The sequence below is a fragment of the Pseudarthrobacter sp. genome, assembly GCF_036675385.1.
In the GTDB taxonomy this organism is placed as follows: Bacteria; Actinomycetota; Actinomycetes; order Actinomycetales; family Micrococcaceae; genus Arthrobacter.
The window spans coordinates 1-20,644 of record NZ_JAKFFD010000181.1 but is presented as its reverse complement, the minus strand read 5'-3'; the positions used below and the strand labels follow the sequence as shown (position 1 = coordinate 20,644).

General features: G+C 62.9%; 18 protein-coding genes. 9 read left to right on the top strand and 9 right to left on the bottom strand.

The window, feature by feature from the left end; genetic code table 11:
* Positions 1-351 precede the first annotated feature (351 nt).
* From V6M49_RS15680 to V6M49_RS15665, 4 genes are read left to right on the top strand one after another with little or no spacing between them, the layout of a single operon-like run.
* Positions 352-1,908: an ABC transporter substrate-binding protein gene (locus V6M49_RS15680; protein WP_332761925.1), complete on the top strand. Its 1,557-nt coding sequence runs from the start codon at positions 352-354 to the stop codon at positions 1,906-1,908.
* Between the two features lie 25 nt (positions 1,909-1,933).
* Complete coding sequence (locus tag V6M49_RS15675; RefSeq protein WP_141140430.1) at positions 1,934-2,875, top strand: ABC transporter permease; 942 nt, start codon at positions 1,934-1,936, stop codon at positions 2,873-2,875.
* Entirely contained in the window at positions 2,868-3,698 is an 831-nt protein-coding gene (locus V6M49_RS15670; RefSeq protein WP_332761923.1) for an ABC transporter permease, read from the top strand. Before V6M49_RS15675 ends, V6M49_RS15670 begins: the two co-directional genes overlap by 8 nt.
* A complete protein-coding gene (locus V6M49_RS15665) occupies positions 3,695-5,359 on the top strand; it encodes an ABC transporter ATP-binding protein (RefSeq protein WP_332761922.1) in 1,665 nt (554 codons plus the stop codon). Before V6M49_RS15670 ends, V6M49_RS15665 begins: the two co-directional genes overlap by 4 nt.
* A 391-nt stretch (positions 5,360-5,750) precedes the next feature.
* Here V6M49_RS15665 and V6M49_RS15660 read toward each other — a convergent pair whose 3' ends face one another.
* Complete coding sequence (locus V6M49_RS15660) at positions 5,751-5,978, bottom strand: cupin domain-containing protein (RefSeq protein WP_246848494.1); 228 nt, start codon at positions 5,976-5,978, stop codon at positions 5,751-5,753.
* Positions 5,979-6,107: 129 nt separating this feature from the next.
* Between V6M49_RS15660 and V6M49_RS15655 the strand changes: the two genes are divergently transcribed.
* The 3 genes from V6M49_RS15655 to V6M49_RS15645 all read left to right on the top strand — a co-directional run bounded on the left by V6M49_RS15655 (position 6,108) and on the right by V6M49_RS15645 (position 8,880).
* A complete protein-coding gene (locus tag V6M49_RS15655; RefSeq protein ID WP_141140428.1) occupies positions 6,108-6,299 on the top strand; it encodes a hypothetical protein in 192 nt (63 codons plus the stop codon).
* 59 nt (positions 6,300-6,358) lie between these two features.
* Positions 6,359-6,505 (top strand): hypothetical protein, encoded by a 147-nt coding sequence (locus tag V6M49_RS15650; protein ID WP_332761919.1) that lies wholly within the window; start codon positions 6,359-6,361, stop codon positions 6,503-6,505.
* Positions 6,506-6,720: 215 nt separating this feature from the next.
* Positions 6,721-8,880 carry an amylo-alpha-1,6-glucosidase gene (locus V6M49_RS15645; protein WP_332761917.1) on the top strand — a complete coding sequence of 720 codons (2,160 nt, stop codon included), beginning with the start codon at positions 6,721-6,723 and terminating at the stop codon, positions 8,878-8,880.
* 49 nt (positions 8,881-8,929) lie between these two features.
* On the opposite strand, the gene V6M49_RS15640 is transcribed toward V6M49_RS15645, so the two are convergent.
* The 8 genes from V6M49_RS15640 to V6M49_RS15605 all read right to left on the bottom strand — a co-directional run bounded on the left by V6M49_RS15640 (position 8,930) and on the right by V6M49_RS15605 (position 18,615).
* Positions 8,930-9,970 (bottom strand): NAD(P)-dependent alcohol dehydrogenase, encoded by a 1,041-nt coding sequence (locus tag V6M49_RS15640; protein ID WP_332761916.1) that lies wholly within the window; start codon positions 9,968-9,970, stop codon positions 8,930-8,932.
* 30 nt (positions 9,971-10,000) lie between these two features.
* Entirely contained in the window at positions 10,001-11,452 is a 1,452-nt protein-coding gene (aspA, locus tag V6M49_RS15635) for an aspartate ammonia-lyase (RefSeq protein ID WP_332761914.1), read from the bottom strand.
* The gene (locus V6M49_RS15630) at positions 11,452-12,963 is read right to left on the bottom strand and encodes a CoA-acylating methylmalonate-semialdehyde dehydrogenase (RefSeq protein ID WP_332761912.1); all 1,512 of its coding nucleotides are present in this window, start codon (positions 12,961-12,963) and stop codon (positions 11,452-11,454) included. Before V6M49_RS15630 ends, aspA begins: the two co-directional genes overlap by 1 nt.
* Positions 12,964-12,988: 25 nt before the next feature.
* Complete coding sequence (locus tag V6M49_RS15625) at positions 12,989-13,969, bottom strand: D-2-hydroxyacid dehydrogenase (RefSeq protein ID WP_332761910.1); 981 nt, start codon at positions 13,967-13,969, stop codon at positions 12,989-12,991.
* Positions 13,966-15,075: a tartrate dehydrogenase gene (locus V6M49_RS15620; protein ID WP_141140423.1), complete on the bottom strand. Its 1,110-nt coding sequence runs from the start codon at positions 15,073-15,075 to the stop codon at positions 13,966-13,968. The genes V6M49_RS15625 and V6M49_RS15620 overlap by 4 nt, the downstream gene beginning before the upstream one ends.
* Positions 15,072-16,550 carry an aldehyde dehydrogenase family protein gene (locus V6M49_RS15615; protein ID WP_332761907.1) on the bottom strand — a complete coding sequence of 493 codons (1,479 nt, stop codon included), beginning with the start codon at positions 16,548-16,550 and terminating at the stop codon, positions 15,072-15,074. Before V6M49_RS15615 ends, V6M49_RS15620 begins: the two co-directional genes overlap by 4 nt.
* 89 nt (positions 16,551-16,639) lie before the next feature.
* Positions 16,640-17,917: an NAD(P)/FAD-dependent oxidoreductase gene (locus V6M49_RS15610; RefSeq protein ID WP_141140421.1), complete on the bottom strand. Its 1,278-nt coding sequence runs from the start codon at positions 17,915-17,917 to the stop codon at positions 16,640-16,642.
* Positions 17,918-17,943: 26 nt separating this feature from the next.
* The gene (locus tag V6M49_RS15605; protein ID WP_141140420.1) at positions 17,944-18,615 is read right to left on the bottom strand and encodes a haloacid dehalogenase type II; all 672 of its coding nucleotides are present in this window, start codon (positions 18,613-18,615) and stop codon (positions 17,944-17,946) included.
* A 359-nt stretch (positions 18,616-18,974) separates the two neighbouring features.
* Between V6M49_RS15605 and V6M49_RS15600 the strand changes: the two genes are divergently transcribed.
* Positions 18,975-19,901, top strand: a complete 927-nt coding sequence (locus tag V6M49_RS15600; protein WP_141140419.1) for an ABC transporter substrate-binding protein — start codon at positions 18,975-18,977, stop codon at positions 19,899-19,901.
* Between the two features lie 48 nt (positions 19,902-19,949).
* Positions 19,950-20,644: amino acid ABC transporter permease (locus tag V6M49_RS15595; RefSeq protein WP_332761904.1), on the top strand; the 695-nt coding region annotated here is incomplete at its 3' end.

The window sequence follows — 20,644 nt, the reverse complement described above, 5'->3', positions numbered from 1 at the left end:
CTGCTGCCACCCCTGGTCACGCACATTCCCTCTGAGCCGTTCCGGGCAGTGGCAGCCATTTCCGCGCTGACCGCCAAGGAAACGCTCATGGTCGCTACCAAGCAGCTCGGCCTCACGTAAGTTTCAGAGAGCTGCGAGCGTGCGCTCCTCCCGGGTACGCCCGGGAAAGTCCGGCGGCGACAACTGGGCAGGAAAGTACGACGGCGGCGCCCGTCAGGAGGGCGCTCCCCCTTCTCCTTACTGGGCGCGCACGTCATCAAATTGCTGCTTTACCGGAAGGGAAGGCTACCCTAAGTAGTCCCTTCTTTTATTCCTGCCGATCCCCACGGCAGCCTTGCAAGGCGGTTTCCTGTGCGTTCGTTCCTCCGTCCCCGCGCCATCCTGGCTGCGGCGGCTGCCCTGACCCTCACCGGCTGCGGCTTCAGCGGCACCCAGACCCAGTCCGCCGGGACCACCGCCGCGGCTGACACGAGCCAGCGGATTATCGTGGACAACTTCCGGGCTCCAGTAGCCAACTGGGCCATTGAGTCCGATGCCGCCTACATCCTGTCCCTGTCCGGCTGCCTGGAGACCTTGACCGCCTACAACCAGGCCGAAGGCAAGGTCCTGCCCTCGCTGGCCACCGAGTGGAAGCAGACCTCACCCCTGGAATGGGACTTCAGCCTCCGCCAGGGCGTCATGTTCCAGGACGGTGCAGAGCTCACCGCCGAGTCCGTGGTGGCGGCGCTTAACCACGTCCTGGACGCAAAGGTCCCCGCTCGGGCCTTCAACCGCACCATGATCAGCAGTGTCACCGCCGTGGACGCACAGACCGTCCGGGTCAGCACGCCGGCGGAGAACCCGCTGGTGCCGTACCGGCTGGCCAGCGTCAACACCGGCATCCTGGCACCAGCTGCCTACAAGGATGAAGGCGTGGACCCGTTCGGGCACTGCACCGGGCCGTTCACTCCCGTCTCGGAGAAGGCAAAGCAGTCCCTGACCCTGGACCGCAACGAGAACTACTGGGGCGGTGACGTGCAGCTCGCCGGCGCCGAGATCCGCTTCATCACCAACGGCGCCACGCGCGCCGCGCAGGTGCAGACCGGTGAAGCGGACATCTCATTGTCCATCCCCGTCGCCAGCATCGCCGCGCTGAAAGCGGACGACGGCGTCACGGTGCTGGGTGCCGATTCGCCCCGCACTGCCACGCTCTACATGAACAACGGCCGCGCACCTCTGGACAAAGTTGACGTCCGCAAGGCGGTCCGAGACGCGCTGGACCTCGACGCTTTGGCTGCCAGCGTCTACGAAGGTGCCGCCATCCCGGCCACCGGACCGTTCGCGCCCTCCGAGCCCTGGGCGGGCGAAAAGCAGGAAAAGCAGCAGCAGAACCTTGAGGAAGCCCGCGAGCTGCTCGCCAGCGCCGGGTACACCGCCGACCGCCCCTTGGAAATCATCGCCATCGTGGAGCGCGCCGAATTCGGTGACGTTGCCGCCGTCGTCCAGGAGAATCTCAAGAACATCGGCATCCCCGTCACGATCCAATCCAAGGAATATGCTTCGGCGGAGCCGGACGTCCTGGCAGGAAACTACGACATGCTGCTCAGTCAGCGCAACCGGCTGATTGACATCGCCGACCCTATCGGGTTCCTCACCGCCGATTACACCTGCAAAGGCACCTACAACCTGAGCCACTTCTGCGACCCGGAGTACGACCGGATCATCGCCGAAGCAACCAAAACCGTTGATACGAACGAGCGCTACAAGCTGTACGCCAAGGCGGGCCAGATCCTCCAGGACAAGGCGGTCAACGCCTGGCTCGTGAACGAACAGGCAACCGACGCGATCCGCACCAGCGTCCTCTCCTACGTCCAGGACCCGCTGTCCCGCTACGTCCTGACGGCCAAGACAGGCAAGGCCGCGTCCTAGACCAGCTCCCCGAAACCCGCCACATATGCTGCAGTTCATCACCAAACGGACGGCCACCCTGGTGGCCGCCGTTGTGGTGTCCTCTTTCGCGGTCTTCCTGATCCCGTACTTCACGCCAGGGGATCCGGTGCGGAAAATCATCCGGTCACGGGTGGCAGGAGACGCCGTGGATGGGTCCGCGGTGAAGGGGCTCAGCGAGAGCCTTGGCCTGAACGACCCCCTGGCCGTCCAGTACTTCCGTTGGCTCGGGGATTTCTTTAGCGGCGATATGGGACTGTCCTTCGTGAGCCGCACGCCGGTGGCGGAGCAGGTGCTCCCGGCGCTCTCCGTCACGCTCAGCTTGGTCACCATGGCGCTGGTCCTGGCCGCGGCGGTATCGCTCCCCCTGGGAATCATTGCCGGACTGCGGCCGGGAAGCACCGCTGACAAGGCCATCACCGCCGTCACCCAGGCCCTTATCGCCATGCCGGAATACTGGGTTGCTCCCGTCTTGGTGCTGGTCTTTGCCTTGAAGCTGTCCGTGCTGCCCACCGCAGGCTGGAACGACATGTCATCTGCCGTACTGCCCGCTCTGACCCTTGCCCTGCGGCCCATCAGCTTCTTCACCTCGGCCGTACGGGCCGGCATCATCGACGCCGCAGCCGCGGAGCACGTGACGGCAGCCCGCGCCAGGGGACTGAGCCAGGGCCAGGCCGTACTCCGCCACGTGGTGCCGAACGGACTGGTGCCGCTGTCCACCCTGTTCGCCGTGTGGTTCGCGGGCCTGCTGGGCGGATCGGTCATTGTGGAGGTCATCTTCGCCGTGCCCGGCATGGGCAGGCTGCTTTTCGACGCCGTAGTAAACAGCGATATCCCGCTGGCCCAGGGTGGAGTGGTGGTAGTGGTGGCACTCGCTGTCGGCGTGACCACCCTGGCGGACTTCGTCCACCGCTTCCTCAGCCCCACGGTGGGAGGATCCCTTGCGTAGCCGCCTGACTGTCACTACCCTGGCCACGGCCGTGCTTGCCCTTATTGTGCTGGCAGTGCTTCTGGCCCCGTGGATCTCGCCCTACCCGCCTGCGGTGCAGAACCTGGCAGAGCGCCTGGCCCCGCCCTCGCCCGCACACTGGCTGGGCACGGACAACCTGGGCCGGGACACCCTGAGCCGGATCCTCGAAGGTGGCCAATTCTCCATGTCCGTGGCCGCGCTGGCCACGCTGTTGACCTGTCTTCTGGGCGTGGCCATCGGCATCCTCAGCGCGCGGCGCCGCGGCTGGGTGGACGAATTCCTGACGCGCACCAACGACGTCCTGCTGGCGCTGCCGGAAATGGTGGTGGCGCTGTTCATCGTTGCTGCACTGGGCACGGGTTTCGGGCCGCTGCTGCTCGCGCTCACGGTCACCGGGTGGACGCCTTTTGCCAGGCTGGCGCGCACCCTGGCATACGACGTCTCGGCCCGGGGCTTCGTGGACGCAGCCCGTGTGGTGGGCTGCCCGCCGTCGTTCATTATCTTCCGGCACATCCTGCCCCACCTCGCCGCACCGATCCTGGGCCAGGCGACGCTGCGGTTCGGGCACCTGCTCATTAGCGTGGGCGCCCTCTCCTACCTGGGCCTGGGCGTGCAGCCGCCGCAATCGGACTGGGGTTCCATGCTGGCAGCTGCACAACCCTTCGCGGACCGCGCCCCGCTGGGAATCCTCGCCCCGGGCCTGGTCATTTTCACGGTTGCCCTCTGCGTGACCCTGATCGGCCAGCGGGCAGCCCACATGGCAGCGGCCCCGCTGCTGATGCCCCAGGCGGCGGAAAAATGAGCTCTGTGAATAACGGCCTGGTCATGGACGGCCTGGAGGTGAGCCACAAGGAACCCGACGGAGGCGGTTACTGCAAGCCCCTGCTCTCAGGTGTCTCCCTGTCCCTGGATCCCGGTGAGTTCGTTGCGCTGGTGGGCAGCTCCGGTTCCGGCAAGACGCTGACCGCGATGTCCTGCCTCCGGCTGCTGCCCCCTAGCCTGGGAATCACGGGCGGTTCCATCAGGCTGGGAAACCTGGACCTTACCCGGGCCACCGAACACGAGCTCAACTCCGTGCGCGGGGGCCGGCTGGGGATGCTGTTCCAGCAGCCCAAACGGATGTTTAACCCGAACCGGACCATCGGGCAGCACCTCAAGGAGCCGCTGCGCCTCCATGCCGGCCTGCGGGGCTCAAAGGCGCGCAGCAAAGCGCTGAACCTGCTCGAGGAAGTGGGCTTTGCCGATCCCGCCAGGGGGATCCGGGCTTATCCGCACCAGCTCTCCGGCGGCATGGCTCAGCGCGCCATGACAGCCCTGGCGCTGGCCGGGCAGCCCGGGATGCTGCTGGCAGACGAGCCGACGTCGGCGCTGGACAAAATGCTGGAACGCCAGATCCTGCAACTGCTGGACCGGGAACGCCGCGAACGCGGCCTGGGCATTCTCTACATCACCCACAACATCGCATCCGTTGCCGCCTTCGCGGACCGGGTCCTGGTTATGAACTCCGGCAGTATCGTGGAGTCCGGTCCGGCCGGCGACTTCCTGACCCGGCCCAAGACGACCTACGCCCGGGATCTGCTGGCCGCCGCGCGACTGGCGCCGGAGTCCCGCCGGCGTCCGCCCTCCACGGAACGCGAAATCCTGGTGCTGGACGGCGTGGGCAAGCAGTTCGGATCGCGGCGGAAACTGGGCCATGCCGCGCTGCAGGACGTCTCGCTGACCCTTAAGCTCGGGGAGATCCTGGGTGTCCTGGGCCAATCTGGATCCGGCAAGAGCACCCTGGCCAAAGCCATCGTGGGCCTGGAAGCAGCCAGCACAGGATCCATTACCCGGCAGCTGGACGCCGCTGGTCCGCGTCAGGACACCGCGGTGCAGCTGGTGTTCCAGGAACCGCACGGCGCCTTTGACCCGCGGATGTCCCTCCGTGCCAGCCTGCAGGCCCCGCTGCGCTCACACCATGCCCTTCGACCGGAACAGCGCGACGAGCGGATCGCTGCCGTGATGGACGAGGTGGAGCTGGATGCAGCCTTGCTGGACAAGCGCCCGGGCCAGTGCTCCGGCGGCCAACTCCAGCGCGCCACCATCGCCCGCGCCCTGCTGCTGGAACCCCAGGTGCTGATCTGTGACGAAGCCACCTCGGCACTCGACGCCCTCACCCAGCGAACCATCCTGAACCTGCTGCTGCGGCTCCAGCGTGAACGCAACCTGTCCCTGATCGTCATCTCGCACGATATGGACGTGGTGCGGTACATGTGCGACCGTGTGGCCGTACTGCTGGAGGGGCGCGTGATCGAGGTGGCGGAAACCAAGGACTTCTTCGCGGCGCCCCGGCACCCACATAGCCAGGCGCTGGTTGAGGCCTCGATCCCCTGCCGGACACAGGGGCTGTGGACCGCCCTGGACGCAGGAGACCTGCCGAAACCTACGGCCGGCCAGACTCCAACACTGATGCGCCGCAACTGATGGCATCTTCGCTGCGGCAACCAAGGGCCCACATCGAAGAATGCCAATTCCAACTCTGGCTGTCAGCGGCCAGGAGCTTGCCACGCGGGTCGACAGGATCGCGTGCCGCTAAGCCAAAGAGGTGGCTTGCAACGCTGTTGCCGGTCCGGGGTCCCGCATGTCCGCCGCCGTCTTCATCATCCAGAGCGCCGGTCCGCCGCCAGAGGCAGGCATCACGTCGCCTCTGGTGATAAACCTTGCGTCGCCCGGGTTTTCACGGGCCAGCCACCACCCGGATTTCGGGCAATGGTGACCAGTGCGCGAGCTTCCGGCGAGGTCAGGAGTGGGCTGCGCTGCCAGGTGTCTTTTCTTCATGGCATTCCTCCAGCAAAAGCGTCAGGGGTGTTCCGTGTCAGCTGGCAGCGGCAGGAAGGTCCGCCACCACCCACATCTTGCGAAGCGTGTCATGGATGAGCCAGGTACCCTCCCACCCGGCGGGCGTCACGAACAAGGAGCCCGGACCGACTTCAAAACTACTTCCGTCTGCCTCCGTGATGGTCGCGGTTCCACTCAGAATCTGGCAGATCTCGTCATAGCCGGGCCTGGTGCTCTTGAAAGGGGCACAATGACAGCCTATCAATTGTCAACAATCGACGATAGAGTGTAAGTAGAGTTTTTCCTCTTCGCCCCACAAAGCCATCTCAGGGCCCCCGTTCGATAAGAAAGGCACATGATGCGACAAAGTGGTCGTACAGCCAGGCAGGTATCCATGTGGACTTCACTCCAGCGTGGTGACATCGTCACCCTTCACCGTGAGGGCGTGCAGTGCCACAAAGGCACCATCGACGAACGAACAGAAGATGGCCAAATGATCTGGGTGATTGACGGTATCGGTGATCGCCGTCTGTTCCACATCGAAGACGGCTACGAGTTACTCACTGACGATGCCTACGCCTCCTGAGAGGTCCTGGGGACCGACGACACACCGCAGATTTCCTGCATCCGTAACGTGGAGGCGCGATGATTAGCCTGGTCATACTTATTGCGGGAGGGCTCCTGACCAGCACCAGCGCCGTCTACAGCTCCTTGTCCCGCATATGCACCGGGATCCTTGCCCTGGGTGTCATCCTCTTGTCTGTCCATCTGCAGTTGGACGCTTTCGGCTGACTGTTACGAGATGGCGTTCCCGGCAATTGCTTTTGTCGATCCTTCCCAAAGTCTCGTTGAGCGTTTGCCCAAACGCCCTGCCTCGATGGCGCCCTTTTGCTCTGGCGCCTTTCACCCGAGCGGCGTAGCTTCGAAAATATAGATGGAATCCGAGGCCTCCGACGATACCGAACCTGTCGCCGGCGTTTCGGACCAATGGGTCGAGGGAGACTGAATTGGCTGGGTGGAACGCGGACACGGCGGCCGGTCCCCTTGGGGCCGGAACAGTGACGCTGGTCGAGGGATCCAATTTCTGCATTTCGCTGCCGAATGGAGACATTCACCCTGAGTATCCGCACGGGGCATTCTTCCAGGACACCCGGATCCTCTCCCGCTGGAATCTGACCATTAATGGGCAGGCGCTTGAGCCGCTGACAGCGCAAACCAAGGAACCCTACCGGGCACTCTTTGTGGGGCGCGTTCCGCGCTCGGACGGGTACGCCGACAGCCCGGTCATCGTGGAGCGGCTTCGGGAAGTCGGTGCTGGCATCCAGGAACAGATCACTATTCGTAACTACTCGCCGGATCCCGTCCAATGTGACATTGCCGTGAGCCTCGAAGCGGACTTCGCCGACCTCTTTGAAGTGAAGGAAGCCAGGATCCAGCGGCGCTGGGATCAGACGCGCCATGCGGAGGGAGATTCGCTAACCATCCGGGCGGTATGGCATGACATCCGAAAGGGCATCCTGGTCCAGGCGCCTGGAGCCGACGTCACGGAAGGCACCCTCAAATATCGTGCATTGATCGCGCCGCACAGCCAGTGGAGTACGGTTCTCACCGCAGTTCCGAGCAACGAGGCGGCAAGTTCTCCCACTATGTCGTTCGTCCACCCGGACGGTGACGACTTGTCGCCCCGGGACCGGCGTCGACAGGAATGGGTAGCAAAAATTCCCGTTGTCCAAATCGGCAACAAGTCCGTTGAACGGACTCTTCGCAGAAGCTACGACGATTTGGGCGCCCTGCGCATCGAGGACCCCGTACATCCTGATCGCGTTGTCGTTGCGGCCGGAGCCCCGTGGTTCATGACATTGTTCGGCCGTGACTCACTGTGGGCATCGGAGATGGCCATGCCGGTGGATCCATCACTGGCCCTCGGCACGCTGCAGACCCTGGCAGACCGCCAAGGCCGGGCGGTGGATCCCCTGAGCGAGGAGGAGCCCGGAAAAATTCTGCATGAGGTCCGTCTCGATGTTTCCAGCGATCTCGCACTTGGCGGAAAATCCATCTACTACGGCAGCGTTGACGCCACCCCGTTGTTTGTTATCGTCTTGGGGTCCGTGAGCCGCTGGGGTTTCGCGAAGGACACCATCGCCAACCTACTCCCCCATGCCGACCGAGCCTTGGAATGGATTCGCGACTACGGCGACAAGGATGGTGACGGCTTCGTAGAGTACGAGCGTCTCAACCCGCGGGGTCTGATCAATCAGGGCTGGAAGGACTCCTGGGACGGCATCAACTTTGCCGACGGCCGTCTGGCTGAACCTCCCATTGCCTTGTGCGAGGTTCAAGCTTATGTTTACGACGCTTACATGGCCCGCGCGTGGATAGCGTACGACGCCGGTGACCAGGCTTTGGGCACAGAGCTGGCCGATCGGGCGGCACGGTTGAAAGAACAGTTCAACGAGCAATTCTGGATGCCTGATCGCGGCTACTACGCCGTCGCCCTCGACGGTAAGAAGCGTCAGGTTGACTCATGCGCCTCCAATATGGGGCATTGTTTGTGGGTCGGCTTGGTTGATGAGGACAAAGCCCCACTGGTGGCAGAGCGGCTGATGTCCCCGGAAATGTTCAGCGGCTGGGGAGTCAGGACGCTGGCCAGTGACATGGGAGCCTACAACCCGGCCAGCTATCACAACGGCTCGGTCTGGCCGCATGACAATGCGGTCATCGCAGCAGGACTCATGCGATACGGGTTTGTCGAGGAGGCGCAACGGATCGCTACCGCTCTCCTGGAAGCGGCAGAGTTCTCGGATGGACGGCTGCCGGAACTGTTCTGCGGTTTTGACCGTCGGCAGCTTCCGGCACCCGTGCCCTATCCGACCGCCTGTTCCCCCCAGGCCTGGGCAGCCACCACACCGATCCAGTTGGTGACCAGCATGATGCGGTACGACACCCATGTTTCGCGCGGCGGATTCTGGATGGATCCGGTGCTGCCCGAGTCCTACGGCGATCTTCACATCAGCAATGCGCCCATGGCCGGCGGCCGAATAACAATCGACATCGTCAATTCCACACCTACGGTTCAGGGTCTCCCTGACGGAATGGTCTTCCATCAGGGGCACCGCCCGTGGCTGACCGAGCTTGTGGAGCAGGCGGGATTTCGTCGGAAACCGTAGTCTGAACGGTGAGCGACGCCGTCGTTCTTCCTTCGGAGCAACACGAGGCTTAGAACGTGCTTGCATCGATGACAAAGCGATACCGCACGTCACTGGCGATCACCCGATCGAATGCGTCATTGATCTTGTCCGCGGGAATGACCTCCACCTCGGCACTTAACCCGCGGGCCGCACAGAATTCGAGCATTTCCTGCGTCTGTGCAATACCGCCCAGCTTCGACCCGGCGAGAGTGCGCCTGGACCCTGCCAGCGACCAGACGCGTAAAGTCAACGGCTCCGACGGTAGTCCCACCATGATCAAGGCACCGTCAACAGCGAGCAGGGAAAGGTAGCGGTCGATGTCAAGATCGGCTGACACCGTGTTAATGATCAGGTCGAAGTGTCCCCGCAGAACATCGAAGGCGTCGGGATCGGACATGGCGAAGTACGTTCTCGCCCCCAGACGGAGCGCATCCTCCTGCTTCTTGAGTGATTGGCTCAGCACACTGACATCAGCACCTAAGGCCGCCGCGAATTTGACCCCCATGTGGCCCAACCCGCCAAAGCCAATGACTGCCACTCTCTTCCCGGGACCGGCACCCCAGGTGCGCAGCGGCGAATACATCGTGATCCCGGCGCACAGCAGCGGCGCGGCAGCTTCCATCGAAATACCCTCAGGAAGCCGCAGAACATAATTCTCATCCACCACGATGCTTGTGCTGTATCCGCCAGCGGTTGGCAGGCCATCGCGCCCTGTCGAGTTATACGTACTCACCGCTCCGGACAGGCAGTACTGTTCCTCCCCGGCCAAACAGTTATCGCATTCCCGGCAGGAGTCCACGAAACACCCCACGCCCACACGGTCTCCAACGACATGGCGCGATACCTTCGGCCCGATCGCCTCAACGATGCCGGCAATCTCATGCCCGACGACGATCGGGTAGTTGACTCCTGCCCACTCGCCTCTCGCAGTGTGAATGTCTGAATGGCAGACACCCGTGAACTTAATGGAAATCCGTACTTCGAACTCGCCAGGCTCACGTCGTTCAATGAGCCCGGGCTGCAATTCTGTGGCCGAGGTGGCGACATAGGCTTTGGCAACAGTGGTCATTCCTGGGTTCCTAACTTCACGGCGACCTCGCTAGAGCGGCAGGGACTCCGAACTGCGGGCCTGCGGGTTTGCCAAATGTTCGGGCTGAAGGATCGCCTCGAGTTCGTCGGGCGTCAACAGGCCTCGCTCAAGCACGAGGGAGGTGATACTGCGGCCCGTGGCCAGGGCCTGTCGGGCAACGGAAGTCGCTTCGGCATAGCCGATGAGCGGATTGAGGATGGTGACGACGCCGATGCTGGCCTCAACCTGCGAACGCAGGAACTCCTTGTTCGCGCTTATCCCGTCAATGCAGTAGTCAGCCAGCGTTGTGCATGCCGCCGCGAGATGATTGAGGCTCGAGAACAAAGTGTGCGCGATGATGGGTTCAAAGGCGTTCAGCTGCAGCTGCCCCGCTTCTGCGGCCATGGTGATGGTCAGGTCATTGCCTATAACCTCGAAGGCCACCTGGTTGACCACCTCTGGGATGACCGGATTGACCTTGCCCGGCATGATGCTGGATCCGGCTTGACGGGGAGGAAGGTTGATTTCGGCGAAGCCTGCCCTTGGCCCGGAGGAGAGCAGCCGCAGGTCGTTGCAGACTTTCGACAGTTTCACTGCGACACGTTTGAGGGTACCGGAAAACAGGACAAAAGCGCCGCAATCCTGCGTGGCTTCAACGAGGTTCCCTGCAGTCACCAGAGGCAGCCCTGTGATGCCCTGAAGGTGGCCACATGCCACGGCCGCATAGTCAGGGTGCGTATTGATTCCTGTGCCTATGGCCGTAGCGCCGAGGTTGATCTCGTGCAGGTGGACCAGGGCCTCGCGAATGCGTCGTTCGTCCTCGTCGACCATGACTGCGTAAGTGCTGAACTCCTGGCCAAGGGTCATGGGCACGGCATCCTGCAATTGAGTCCTGCCGACCTTGACTACGTCATCAAACTCCACGGCTTTCCGGGCCAAGGCTTTACGCAGATGCCCCATGGCGGCCAGCAACTCGACGGCACCCTGGATGGTGGCAATCTTGATCGCAGTCGGGTATACATCGTTCGTGGATTGACCGAGATTCACGTCCGCATTGGGGTGGATGACCGAGTACTTGCCCTTGCGAAGCCCCAGGTGTTCCAAGGCACGATTGGCGATGACCTCGTTGGCATTCATATTCGTCGAGGTCCCGGCTCCGCCCTGGATGACGTCCACCACGAACTGTTCCTGCAACAGACCACGTTCGATGTCATCGCAGGCGCGCGCGATGGCGTCCTTCTTCGAGGCATCGATGAGGCCCAGATCAAAGTTGGCAAGGACCGCGGCGTGCTTGACCTGGGCCAGCGCCCTGACAAGGTGAGGATGCGAGGAGACGGCCGTGCCCGTAATGGGGAAGTTCTCCACTGCGCGCAGCGTATTAATGCCCCAGTAGGCCGTGGACGGTATTTCCCGCCTTCCCATGAAGTCAGTTTCCGTTCTGCTGTCGCTGGTTGCCGGGACGGAAAGTTTGGTCTCGGCCATTAGCTCGACGGGAAGTTGTAGGAGGCACCCGAGGCGTGGGTGGGCTCGGGCCAGCGGGACGTGACTACTTTGCCACGGGTGTAGAAGGAGACGCCTTCCGGGCCGTAGATGTGCTTGTCGCCGAACAGTGAAGCCTTCCAGCCGCCGAAGGAGTGGTAGGCCACCGGCACGGGCAGCGGCACGTTGATGCCGATCATGCCGACGTCAACGGAGCGCTGGAACTTGCGGGCGTTGGCGCCGGAGGAGGTGAAGATGGCGGTGCCGTTGCCGTAGGGGTTGGCGTTGATCAGGGCGATGCCTGCGTCCAGGTCCTGGACGCGGACCACCACGAGGACCGGTCCGAAGATTTCCTCGGTGTAGGCGGTCATTTCGGTCTTGACGTGGTCGATGACCGTGGGGCCTACCCAGAACCCTTCCTCGTGGCCCGGGACCACGAGGTCGCGGCCGTCCACCACCAGGGCAGCGCCTGCCCGTTCCGCTTCGGTGACGGTGTTGACGATGAATTCGCGGGATTCGGGGCTGATCACCGGGCCCATATCGGCGTCGGGCTCGGTGCCGTTGTTGACCTTCACGGCCAGGGCTCGCTCTTGGACCTTCTTGACCAAAAGGTCGGCGGCGTCACCGACCGCGACGGCAACGGAGATGGCCATGCAGCGCTGTCCGGCGGAGCCGAAGGCGGCGGCGGCGAGGTGGTCCGCGGCGTTGTCCAGGTCGGCGTCGGGCATGATGATCGCGTGGTTCTTCGCCCCGCCCAGAGCCTGGACCCTTTTACCGTGCTTTGTGGCGGTCTCGTGGACGTACTGGGCGATCGGGGTGGAACCCACAAAGGAGATGCCGTCCACATCGGGGTGCGTGAGCAGGCCGGACACAACTTCGCGGTCGCCGTGGAGGACCTGGAAGACACCGTCCGGCAGTCCTGCGTCCTTCCACAGCCTCGCCAGCAACATGGCGGCTGAGGGAACCCGGTGCGAGGGCTTGAGGATGAAGGCGTTGCCGGTGGCAATGGCCATCGGGGCCATCCACAGCGGGACCATGACAGGGAAGTTGAACGGGGTAATGCCGGCCACCACGCCCAGGGGTTCGCGGAAGGAGAAGACGTCGATGCCGGTGGAGACCTGGTCCGAGTAGTCGCCCTTGAGCAGGGTGGGGATGCCGCAGGCGAACTCGATGACCTCGAGGCCGCGGCCGATCTCGCCCTTGGCATCGGAGAGGACCTTGCCGTGCTCGGCGGTGATCAGTTCGGCGAGATCGTCCACGTGCGCTGCGACGAGTTCGCGGAACTTGAACAGCACATTGGTTCGCTTGGCCACGGAGATATCGCCCCAGGTCTCGGCTGCCTTCTTGGCAGCAGCGACGGCGGTATTCAGGTCTGCTTCGTCGGCAAGGCGCAATTCACCGGTCACCTGGCCCGTTGCCGGATTGTGCACGTGCAGGACACTGTTGCCCTCGCCCGTGGTTTCAACGCCATTGATGAAGTGTTTGATCGTAGTTGTTTTAGTTGACGTGGGCATAACGGGGTCCTCTAAGGATGGAGAGTCAGGAAACTGAGACGAATCCGAGGGACTTGTCCACAACGTTTTGAAATGGCTGGCCCTCGATGAACAGACGGAGGTTGTCCACGAACAACTTGCCCAGATCGTCAAGATAATCTACGGTGTCGCCGCTCATGTGAGGTGTGATTATCACGTTCTCCATGTTCCAGAGCGCGTGCCCTTCAGGCAGCGGCTCCGGGTGGACAACATCAAGGGCAGCGCCGGCGATGGAGCCGGAGGCCAACGCTTCGGCCAGCGCATCTGTCTCAACGAGTTCCCCCCGCCCCACATTGATCAGGCGCGCTGACGGCTTCATCGCCGAAAGGACGTCCGCGTTCACCAGGCCCTTCGTAGCTGCCGTCAATGGTGCCGCGAGCACAACATAGTCGAAGTCCGGCACCACTTTGGCCAGGTCCGCGGAGGAATAGACCACATCAAAGTCGTCGTCACGCGATCGACCTGTGCGCCCGGCCCCGCTCAACTCCATACCCACGGCTCGGAACAAACGCGCGGTCTCCCGTCCGATGGAACCTGTACCCACCACGAGTGCCCGTTGGCCCTGGATCTTCCGGGTCACCCGGTGTTGCCAGCGCTGTTGCTGCTGCAGCCGGAACGACCCGTGGGCGTCCTTGGCCATGTCCAGGACAAAGCCAAGTGCAAACTCGGCAATGGCACGGCTGAGCACCCCGCGGGAGTTCGTGTAGGTGATGTTGCTGCGGATCAGCTCATCGAAAAGCAACTGGCTCACACCCGCTGCCGAGACATGAACCCACTGCAGCGACGAGGCTGCATCCCAGTTCTCCCTCAAAGCGGGGGAAAACGAATGCCACTGGTACAGAACGTCCGCGCCGTCCATGGCCTCAGCCAGTCCGTCGGCTTTGGTCAGGCGTACTTCGGCCAGCTGTTCGATCTCTTCCAGGCGGGGCGGCAGAGCCTCCCGGTAGAGGACTGCGACGACGGGCCGCTTGCGTTCCGGGACAGTCATGACGACGCCGGTGCTGCCGCCGGCCTGCTTGCCGTGCTTGCGCCAATCTCGTCGATGACGTCGATCGCGGCCAGGACTGCGGCAGTGAATTCGGACGTCGACGAAGTGCCTCCGACGTCGCGGGTGCCGAGTCCCTCCCGGAGGGCCGACTCGAAGGCGGCCTGGAGGTGGTCCGCTGCCTCGGGGTGTCCGAGGTGCTCCAGCATCATCGCGCCGGACCAGATCTGCCCTACCGGGTTTGCCAGGCCCTTTCCGGCGATGTCGGGCGCTGAGCCGTGAACGGGTTCGAAGAGGGACGGGTAGTCGCCCTCCGGGTTCAGGTTTGCGCTGGGAGCCAGGCCGATGGAGCCTGTCACGGCACTGCCGAGGTCCGAGAGGATGTCGCCGAACAGGTTGGAGGCGACAATAACGTCCAAGGTCCAGGGCTTCAGGACAAGGTGCGCGGCGAGTGCATCCACCAGTTCGCTCGTCAGGGTGACGCCCGGATATTCCCGCACCGTCTCGGCAACGACCTCGTCCCAGAAGGGCATGGTGTGTACGATGCCGTTGCTCTTGGTGGCCGAGGTAAGCTGCCCGCGCCTCGTCGCGGCCAGTCGCGCCGCATAGTGGGCTGCCCGCAGGACGCCCAAACGGGTAAAGACCGTGGTCTGCATGGCACTTTCCTCGGGCAGGCCACGGTACATCCGGCCGCCGATTTCGGAATACTCCCCTTCATTGTTTTCCCGGACGATGAGCAGATCGACCGGGTGCCCGGCCGCAAGGGGCGAGGTCACGCCGTCGAGCGTCTTAACGGGCCGGAGGTTGATGTACTGCTGAAACTCCCGGCGGATGGGGATCAGCAACCCCCAGAGCGATTCCGTGTCCGGAACTTCCGGTGAGCCGACGGCGCCCAGGAAGATGGCGTCGTGCTTGGCGAGCTGCTCAAGGCCGTCAACGGGCATCATCCGTCCGTGGCGGCCATAATAGTCGGATCCCCAGTCGAAATAGGTGAACTCCAGGTTGAGGGCATGGATCAGCGCAATCCGCTCAAGGCATTCGATCGCTGCCGGGACTACTTCCTTCCCGATCCCGTCACCTGCGATGACCGCGATTTTGTGGGTGCTCATGATGCACTCCCTTCCATGGTGCCCGTCAGCTGGTGCCACCGCGTAGCTGGCTCCACCAGTTTGATGATGGTGCTCTTGGGTTCGGTCATCTCACGGACGGCGTGCTTGACGCCTTCCCTGCCCACACCGGATTTCTTGAAACCACCAAATGGCATGGAATCGATCCGCACGTCGCTGGTTTCATTGATGACAACGGCGCCTACGTGCAACCGGTCAGCGATGGCCAAGGCAAGGTCGATGGATTGTGTGAAGATACCTGCCTGGAGACCGTAATCGGAGCTGTTCGCCGCAAAAATGGCGTCCTGGGCTTCAATGAAGGGCAGGATGCTGACTACGGGCCCGAACACTTCCTCCCGGATCACCCGGCATTCCGAGGGCACATCGGTCAGGACCGTGGGTTCGTAGTAGGCGTTACGGCGTTTGCCTCCGGCATGTACGGCGGCGCCGGCAGCCTTCGCCTCCTCCACCCATTCCTCCACGCGCCGGGCCTCGTCCTCCGAAATGAGAGGCCCGACGTCGGTGTTCCGGTCGAGCTTGGACCCGGTCCTGAGTGCCTTGGTGCCCGCGGTGACGCGTTCGAGGACTTGCTCGAAGAGCGAGATGTGGACGTACACGCGCTGCACGGACAGGCAGTTCTGCCCTGCCACACCGAACGCTCCGGCCACAATCGCCTCGGCTGCCTGGACAGCGTCAGCGTCCGGGCAGACAATCGTGGCGTTATTGCCGCCGAGTTCGGAGATGATCTTCTTGGCACCTGCCGCGGCGGCAATACGGTCCGCCGTCTGGGGACCGCCGGTGAAGGAGATCAGGTCCACCTGCGGATCCGTCACCAGCGCTTCGGAAACGCCCGGACCGGCCACGATCGCGGCGAGACGTCCCGACGGGACACCCGCTTCGACCAGGAGCTGGACCAGTGCCAGCCCGGACAGCGGGGTTCGGCCGGAAGGCTTAAGCACGACGCCGTTGCCTCCGATGATGGCCGGACCCAGCTTGTGTGCCACGAGGTTCAGGGGATCATTGAACGGCGTGATCGCCGCGACGATCCCCACCGGCTTACGGCTGTACCAGCCGATCTTGTTACCGCCGGCCATGCTGTCATCAAAACCCAGCGTCTCCCCCGTCAGCTCGCTCGAAGCGGCGGCAGAAAGCCTGAGGGTTTCCATGCAACGCCGCACCTCACGCTCCGCCTCGACGATCGTTTTGCTGCTTTCCGCGGCAATGATCTTCGAGAACCGCTCAGACTGTTCGCCCAGAAGCTGCACAGCATTCTCCAGCGCCATGCGGCGTGAACGCAGAGGCCAGTTGTCAGTCTGGAGGTGGCGATGAATGTGCGCGATCGCGCGCCGCACGTCCTGCGGTGTAGAGGTGCATACTCGGCCCAGCAGGATGCCATCTTCAGGATCCCGTATTTCCAGGGTCATGTCGGTGGTTTGCCACTGGCCTTCGAAAAAGGCACCGCCGGGAAGGTTGGCCACGTTTGTCCGGCCATATCCTGTTTCCTCAGCTGTTTTCGGGCGCGCTTGAGCCGCGGTCGTTGATGAAAGCATGTGAACCCTTATCCTGCCTATTTGACGCGGTCGATGATTTTTGCCGCTGCGCCGATGAAGGGCAGGAACCAGGGCGGACCGAAGTGGCCCGGGACGGGCGGGTTCTTCAGGTCTTCCCAGACATTGGCGCTCTTGTCGCCGGCCATGTAGTGGGCCATCCGCTTACCCATGTGCGCTGCCATCTGGACACCGTGTCCGCTGTAGCAGAGGGAGTAGTAGAGTCCGTCGTGGACGCCGGCGTGGACCATCTGGTCCATCGAAAGGTCCACCAGGCCGCCCCAGATGTAGTCCACCTTGGCGTTGGACAGGTACGGGAAGAGCTCGAGCATGGCCTTGCGCAGGATCTCGGCGCTTTTGACGTCCGAGTCCGGGCTGGACAGGGCAAAACGGGCCCGGCCGCCGAAGAGGAGCCTGTTGTCCGGGGTGATCCGGAAGTAGTAGGTCAGCATCTTGCTGTCCGAGGCCTGGCGCCGGTTGGGCAGGATCCGGTTGACCACGTCTTCGGGCAGCGGGTCAGTGACAATGATGAAGCTGCCAACCGGGATCACACGGCGCTGCAGCCACGGCGTGACGTTGCCGGTGTAGCCGCTGGTAGCGACCAGGACCTGCTTGGCCCGGGTGATGCCCCGGGTGGTGTGCACGTCGTGCACGGTACCGGAGACCTTCTTCAGCTCGGTCACCGCAGCGTTCTCGCAGATATCAGCGCCGGCGGCAACAGCCACTCCCGCCAAGCCGTGCACGAACTTGCCCACGTGCAGACCGGCCCCGAGCGGATCAACCATCGCGCCCTGGTAGAAGTCCGTGCCGATTTCACTATGGATCTCGGACTTCGGGATAACAGTGACATGGTGGTTGGCCAGGGTGGCCAGCTTCTCCTGCGACTTCAGGAAGCCCTCGTAGTGGGACTTATGGAACGCCAGCGAGAGCTTTCCGTGCCGGTTGTAATCGCAGTCGATGCCGTTCTCATGCACCAGCTTCTCGATGGTGTCGATGGCGTCGTTGTATTCCTGGAACATCTCCACCGCGCGGGTGGCGCCGTAGCGCTTGACCGCGGTGCTGAAGCTGATGGCCAACCCGGTCGTCGCCATTCCCCCGTTACGGCCCGACGCGCCCCACCCGACGGTGTGGCGTTCGAAGACGGCAACGCTGGCGCCCTGCTTGGCAAATTCAAGGGCTGCGGACAGCCCCGTAAATCCGGCGCCGATGATTGCCACATCGACGTTCTCCGGTACCGGAGTCTGCCGGTAGTCTCCGGATGCTTCGGCTGTGTCCAGCCAGTAAGGAATGAGTTTCACGGGTTGACCTTTCGCCTCGAAGTCGGTTAGAGACCGAGGTGCTTGTTGATCTCGTCCAGGGACTTAACAGTGTTGAGGTCGTAGCCCTCGCCAATGGGGTCATAGCCACGGTCCAGCATCCAGAGGTTCCGGAAGCCCATGTCGTGCATCGGATGCATGTCGTAGCGGGTGTGCGAGGAGACGTGCAGGAAGTCCTCCGGCTTGGCGTTCAGCGTGTCCAGCATGTACTCAAACGCCTGGTAGCGCGGCTTGTAGGCCTGGGCCTGCTCAGCAGTGTAAACGGCGTGGAAGTCCGCGCCGAGCTTGGGAATGCTGATGTCCAGGAAACTGGTGTCCGCGTTGGACAGAGCCACCAGCTTGTAGTTGTCACCCATGAGCTTCAGCGGAGCCGGCACGTCCTCGTGGGCAACCCAGCCGCGCACAGCCTCGGCGAACGCTGCGCCGGCGCCTTCGGTCGGCCCAATGCCCCAGCGCTTGCACACGCGGTCAAAGGAATCCTGGAGGATCGCCTCGTAGGGCTTGTAGTCGCCGCAGACCTCGTCGAACCGGTAACCGCGGAACTGCTTCTTGAAGGTAGGCCACTGCTCCTCTGAGATGCGGCCATCGAGCAGGCGACGCGTGGTGGGATCAATGTCGAAGTTGATGAGAGTGCCGTAGATATCAAAAGAGATGTACTTCGGCCGGTTGGAGTCTGCCATGATTCGTCCGTTTCGTTGGGTCTTGAACGGGAGGCCCGGATCTGTGGCCTGCCGCCTTCCTTTGGTCTGCGCCAGCGGGTTCCTGAGGGTTCATCAGAGCTCCTGTTCCCGCTTTCCTCGACTCTAGATCCGCTGATTGTAGATTGTCAACAGTTCTTAGTGAGATTCTTTCGCAACAAGATCAGGGCCGAAATATACTCGATTTATTTATCGTCAATTGTTGACAATCGGCGATTTGGGCTGTTGCATTGCTGTAGATGCGGAAAGAGATCCTGATCACAACCGCATGGAAGCAACACCAAGACTGCCCCCATCTCAGCAAATCAACAACAGCTGAAACCATTTCGAAGGGAAGCACCATGAAGACCATCAACAAAGTTCAGACCGCAGCCGCAGGGCTCGCAATCGTATTGGCACTGAGCGCCTGTGGCGGCGCGGCCACCGGCACTCCGGCATCCGAGGAAAAGTCAAAGACCAACAACACCACCGACATCTCCGAGGGCGTCCAGGCTGACGCGGCTGCCGTGGCACTGCTGCCACAGTCCTACAAGGACAAGGGCGAGCTCACGGTCGCCATGGACCTGCACTACCCGCCCACGACCTTCCTCGCGGAGGACAACACCACCGCGATCGGGCTCAACCCGGACATCGCCCGGCTCGTTGCGAAGAAGCTTGACCTGAAGCTGAAGTTCGTGGACACCAAGTTCGATACGATCGTCCCGGGCCTGGACGGTGGCCGGTTCGACTTCACCGCCACGACCATGGCCAAGACCGAAGAGCGGCTCAAGGTCCTGGACATGATCGATTACTTCCAGGCCGGCACCTCCGTGGCCGCGGCCGCCGGGAACCCGCTGAACCTCACCGTCGAGACCCTGTGCGGGAAGAACATCGCCGTCACCCAGGGCTCGACCGGCCAGCTCAAGCGCCTTCCGGCCCTGAGCGAGCAGACCTGCACCTCCAAGGGACAGCCGGCGATCAACGCCGTGACGCTGCCCAACGTCCAGGACGCCCTGACCCAGCTGCACTCCAAGCGGATCGACGGCATCCTCTACGACACGACCGCTCTCGGGTGGGCAGAGAAGCAGCAGCCGGGTTCCTTCACCCTGCTTGGCCGGGTCAACGTCGGCAACAGCGACGTGACCGCCGTAGGCCTGAAGAAAGACTCGCCGCTGACCCCGGCCCTGCAGGCAGCAATCCAGTCCGTCCTTGAGACCCCGGAGTACAAGGAGTCCCTGGAGAACTGGGGTCTGGAGTCCGGGGCCATCACCGACGCCAAGCTGAACTAGCGGGGGCCCTCCATGGTCACAGCAACTAACAAAGGAAGAGAGGCAACGATGGCTAGCATTGATGCAGCCCTGAAGCCACGGCTTCGGCTTCGGACTCGATCCGAGTACGCGGGATGGGTCCTCAGCATTCTCGCAGGCATCGGGATCCTCGTCTCCGTCCTGACCAACCCCAACTTCAAGTGGGATGTGGTTGCCCAGTACTTCACGCATGAATCCATCCTTCGTGGGCTGATGCTCACAATCTTCCTCACCGTCGCGAGCATGACCCTGGGAACGCTGCTGGGGCTGGGCCTGGCAATCATGCGCTCCTCGCACGTGAAGCCGGTTTCCATCGCCGCGGGTATCTACATCACCTTGTTCCGTGGCACCCCGGTGCTGGTTCAGCTGATCTTCTGGTTCAACATCTCCGCGCTCTACCCGGACCTGTTCATCGGTATCCCGTTCACCGACATCGGCACCGCGATCGACATGAACGCCTTGATGGCACCTATCACCGCAGCCCTGGTTGGCCTGACCCTGAACGAGGCCGCTTATATGGCCGAGATCATCCGCGGCGGGTTCTCCTCGGTCGGCAAGGGCCAGATCGAGGCCGCCGACTCCCTGGGCATGAGCTCCGGCACGAGGATGCGCAAGGTCATCATCCCGCAGGCGATGCCCTCGATCATCCCGGCGACCGGCAACCAGGTGATCGGAATGTTCAAGGGAACCTCCCTGGTCAGCGTGCTCGGCGTTGCCGAACTGCT

Excerpts from the sequence above, each read along its gene's own strand:
- V6M49_RS15675 (WP_141140430.1), top strand. The coding sequence starts at position 1,934 with ATGCTGCAGTTCATCACCAAACGGACGGCCACCCTGGTGGCCGCCGTT.
- V6M49_RS15665 (WP_332761922.1), top strand. The coding sequence starts at position 3,695 with ATGAGCTCTGTGAATAACGGCCTGGTCATGGACGGCCTGGAGGTGAGC.
- V6M49_RS15655 (WP_141140428.1), top strand. The coding sequence starts at position 6,108 with ATGTGGACTTCACTCCAGCGTGGTGACATCGTCACCCTTCACCGTGAG.
- V6M49_RS15650 (WP_332761919.1), top strand. The coding sequence starts at position 6,359 with ATGATTAGCCTGGTCATACTTATTGCGGGAGGGCTCCTGACCAGCACC.
- V6M49_RS15640 (WP_332761916.1), bottom strand. The coding sequence starts at position 9,970 with ATGACCACTGTTGCCAAAGCCTATGTCGCCACCTCGGCCACAGAATTG.
- aspA (WP_332761914.1), bottom strand. The coding sequence starts at position 11,452 with ATGGCCGAGACCAAACTTTCCGTCCCGGCAACCAGCGACAGCAGAACG.
- V6M49_RS15630 (WP_332761912.1), bottom strand. The coding sequence starts at position 12,963 with ATGCCCACGTCAACTAAAACAACTACGATCAAACACTTCATCAATGGC.
- V6M49_RS15625 (WP_332761910.1), bottom strand. The coding sequence starts at position 13,969 with ATGACTGTCCCGGAACGCAAGCGGCCCGTCGTCGCAGTCCTCTACCGG.
- V6M49_RS15620 (WP_141140423.1), bottom strand. The coding sequence starts at position 15,075 with ATGAGCACCCACAAAATCGCGGTCATCGCAGGTGACGGGATCGGGAAG.
- V6M49_RS15605 (WP_141140420.1), bottom strand. The coding sequence starts at position 18,615 with ATGGCAGACTCCAACCGGCCGAAGTACATCTCTTTTGATATCTACGGC.
- V6M49_RS15600 (WP_141140419.1), top strand. The coding sequence starts at position 18,975 with ATGAAGACCATCAACAAAGTTCAGACCGCAGCCGCAGGGCTCGCAATC.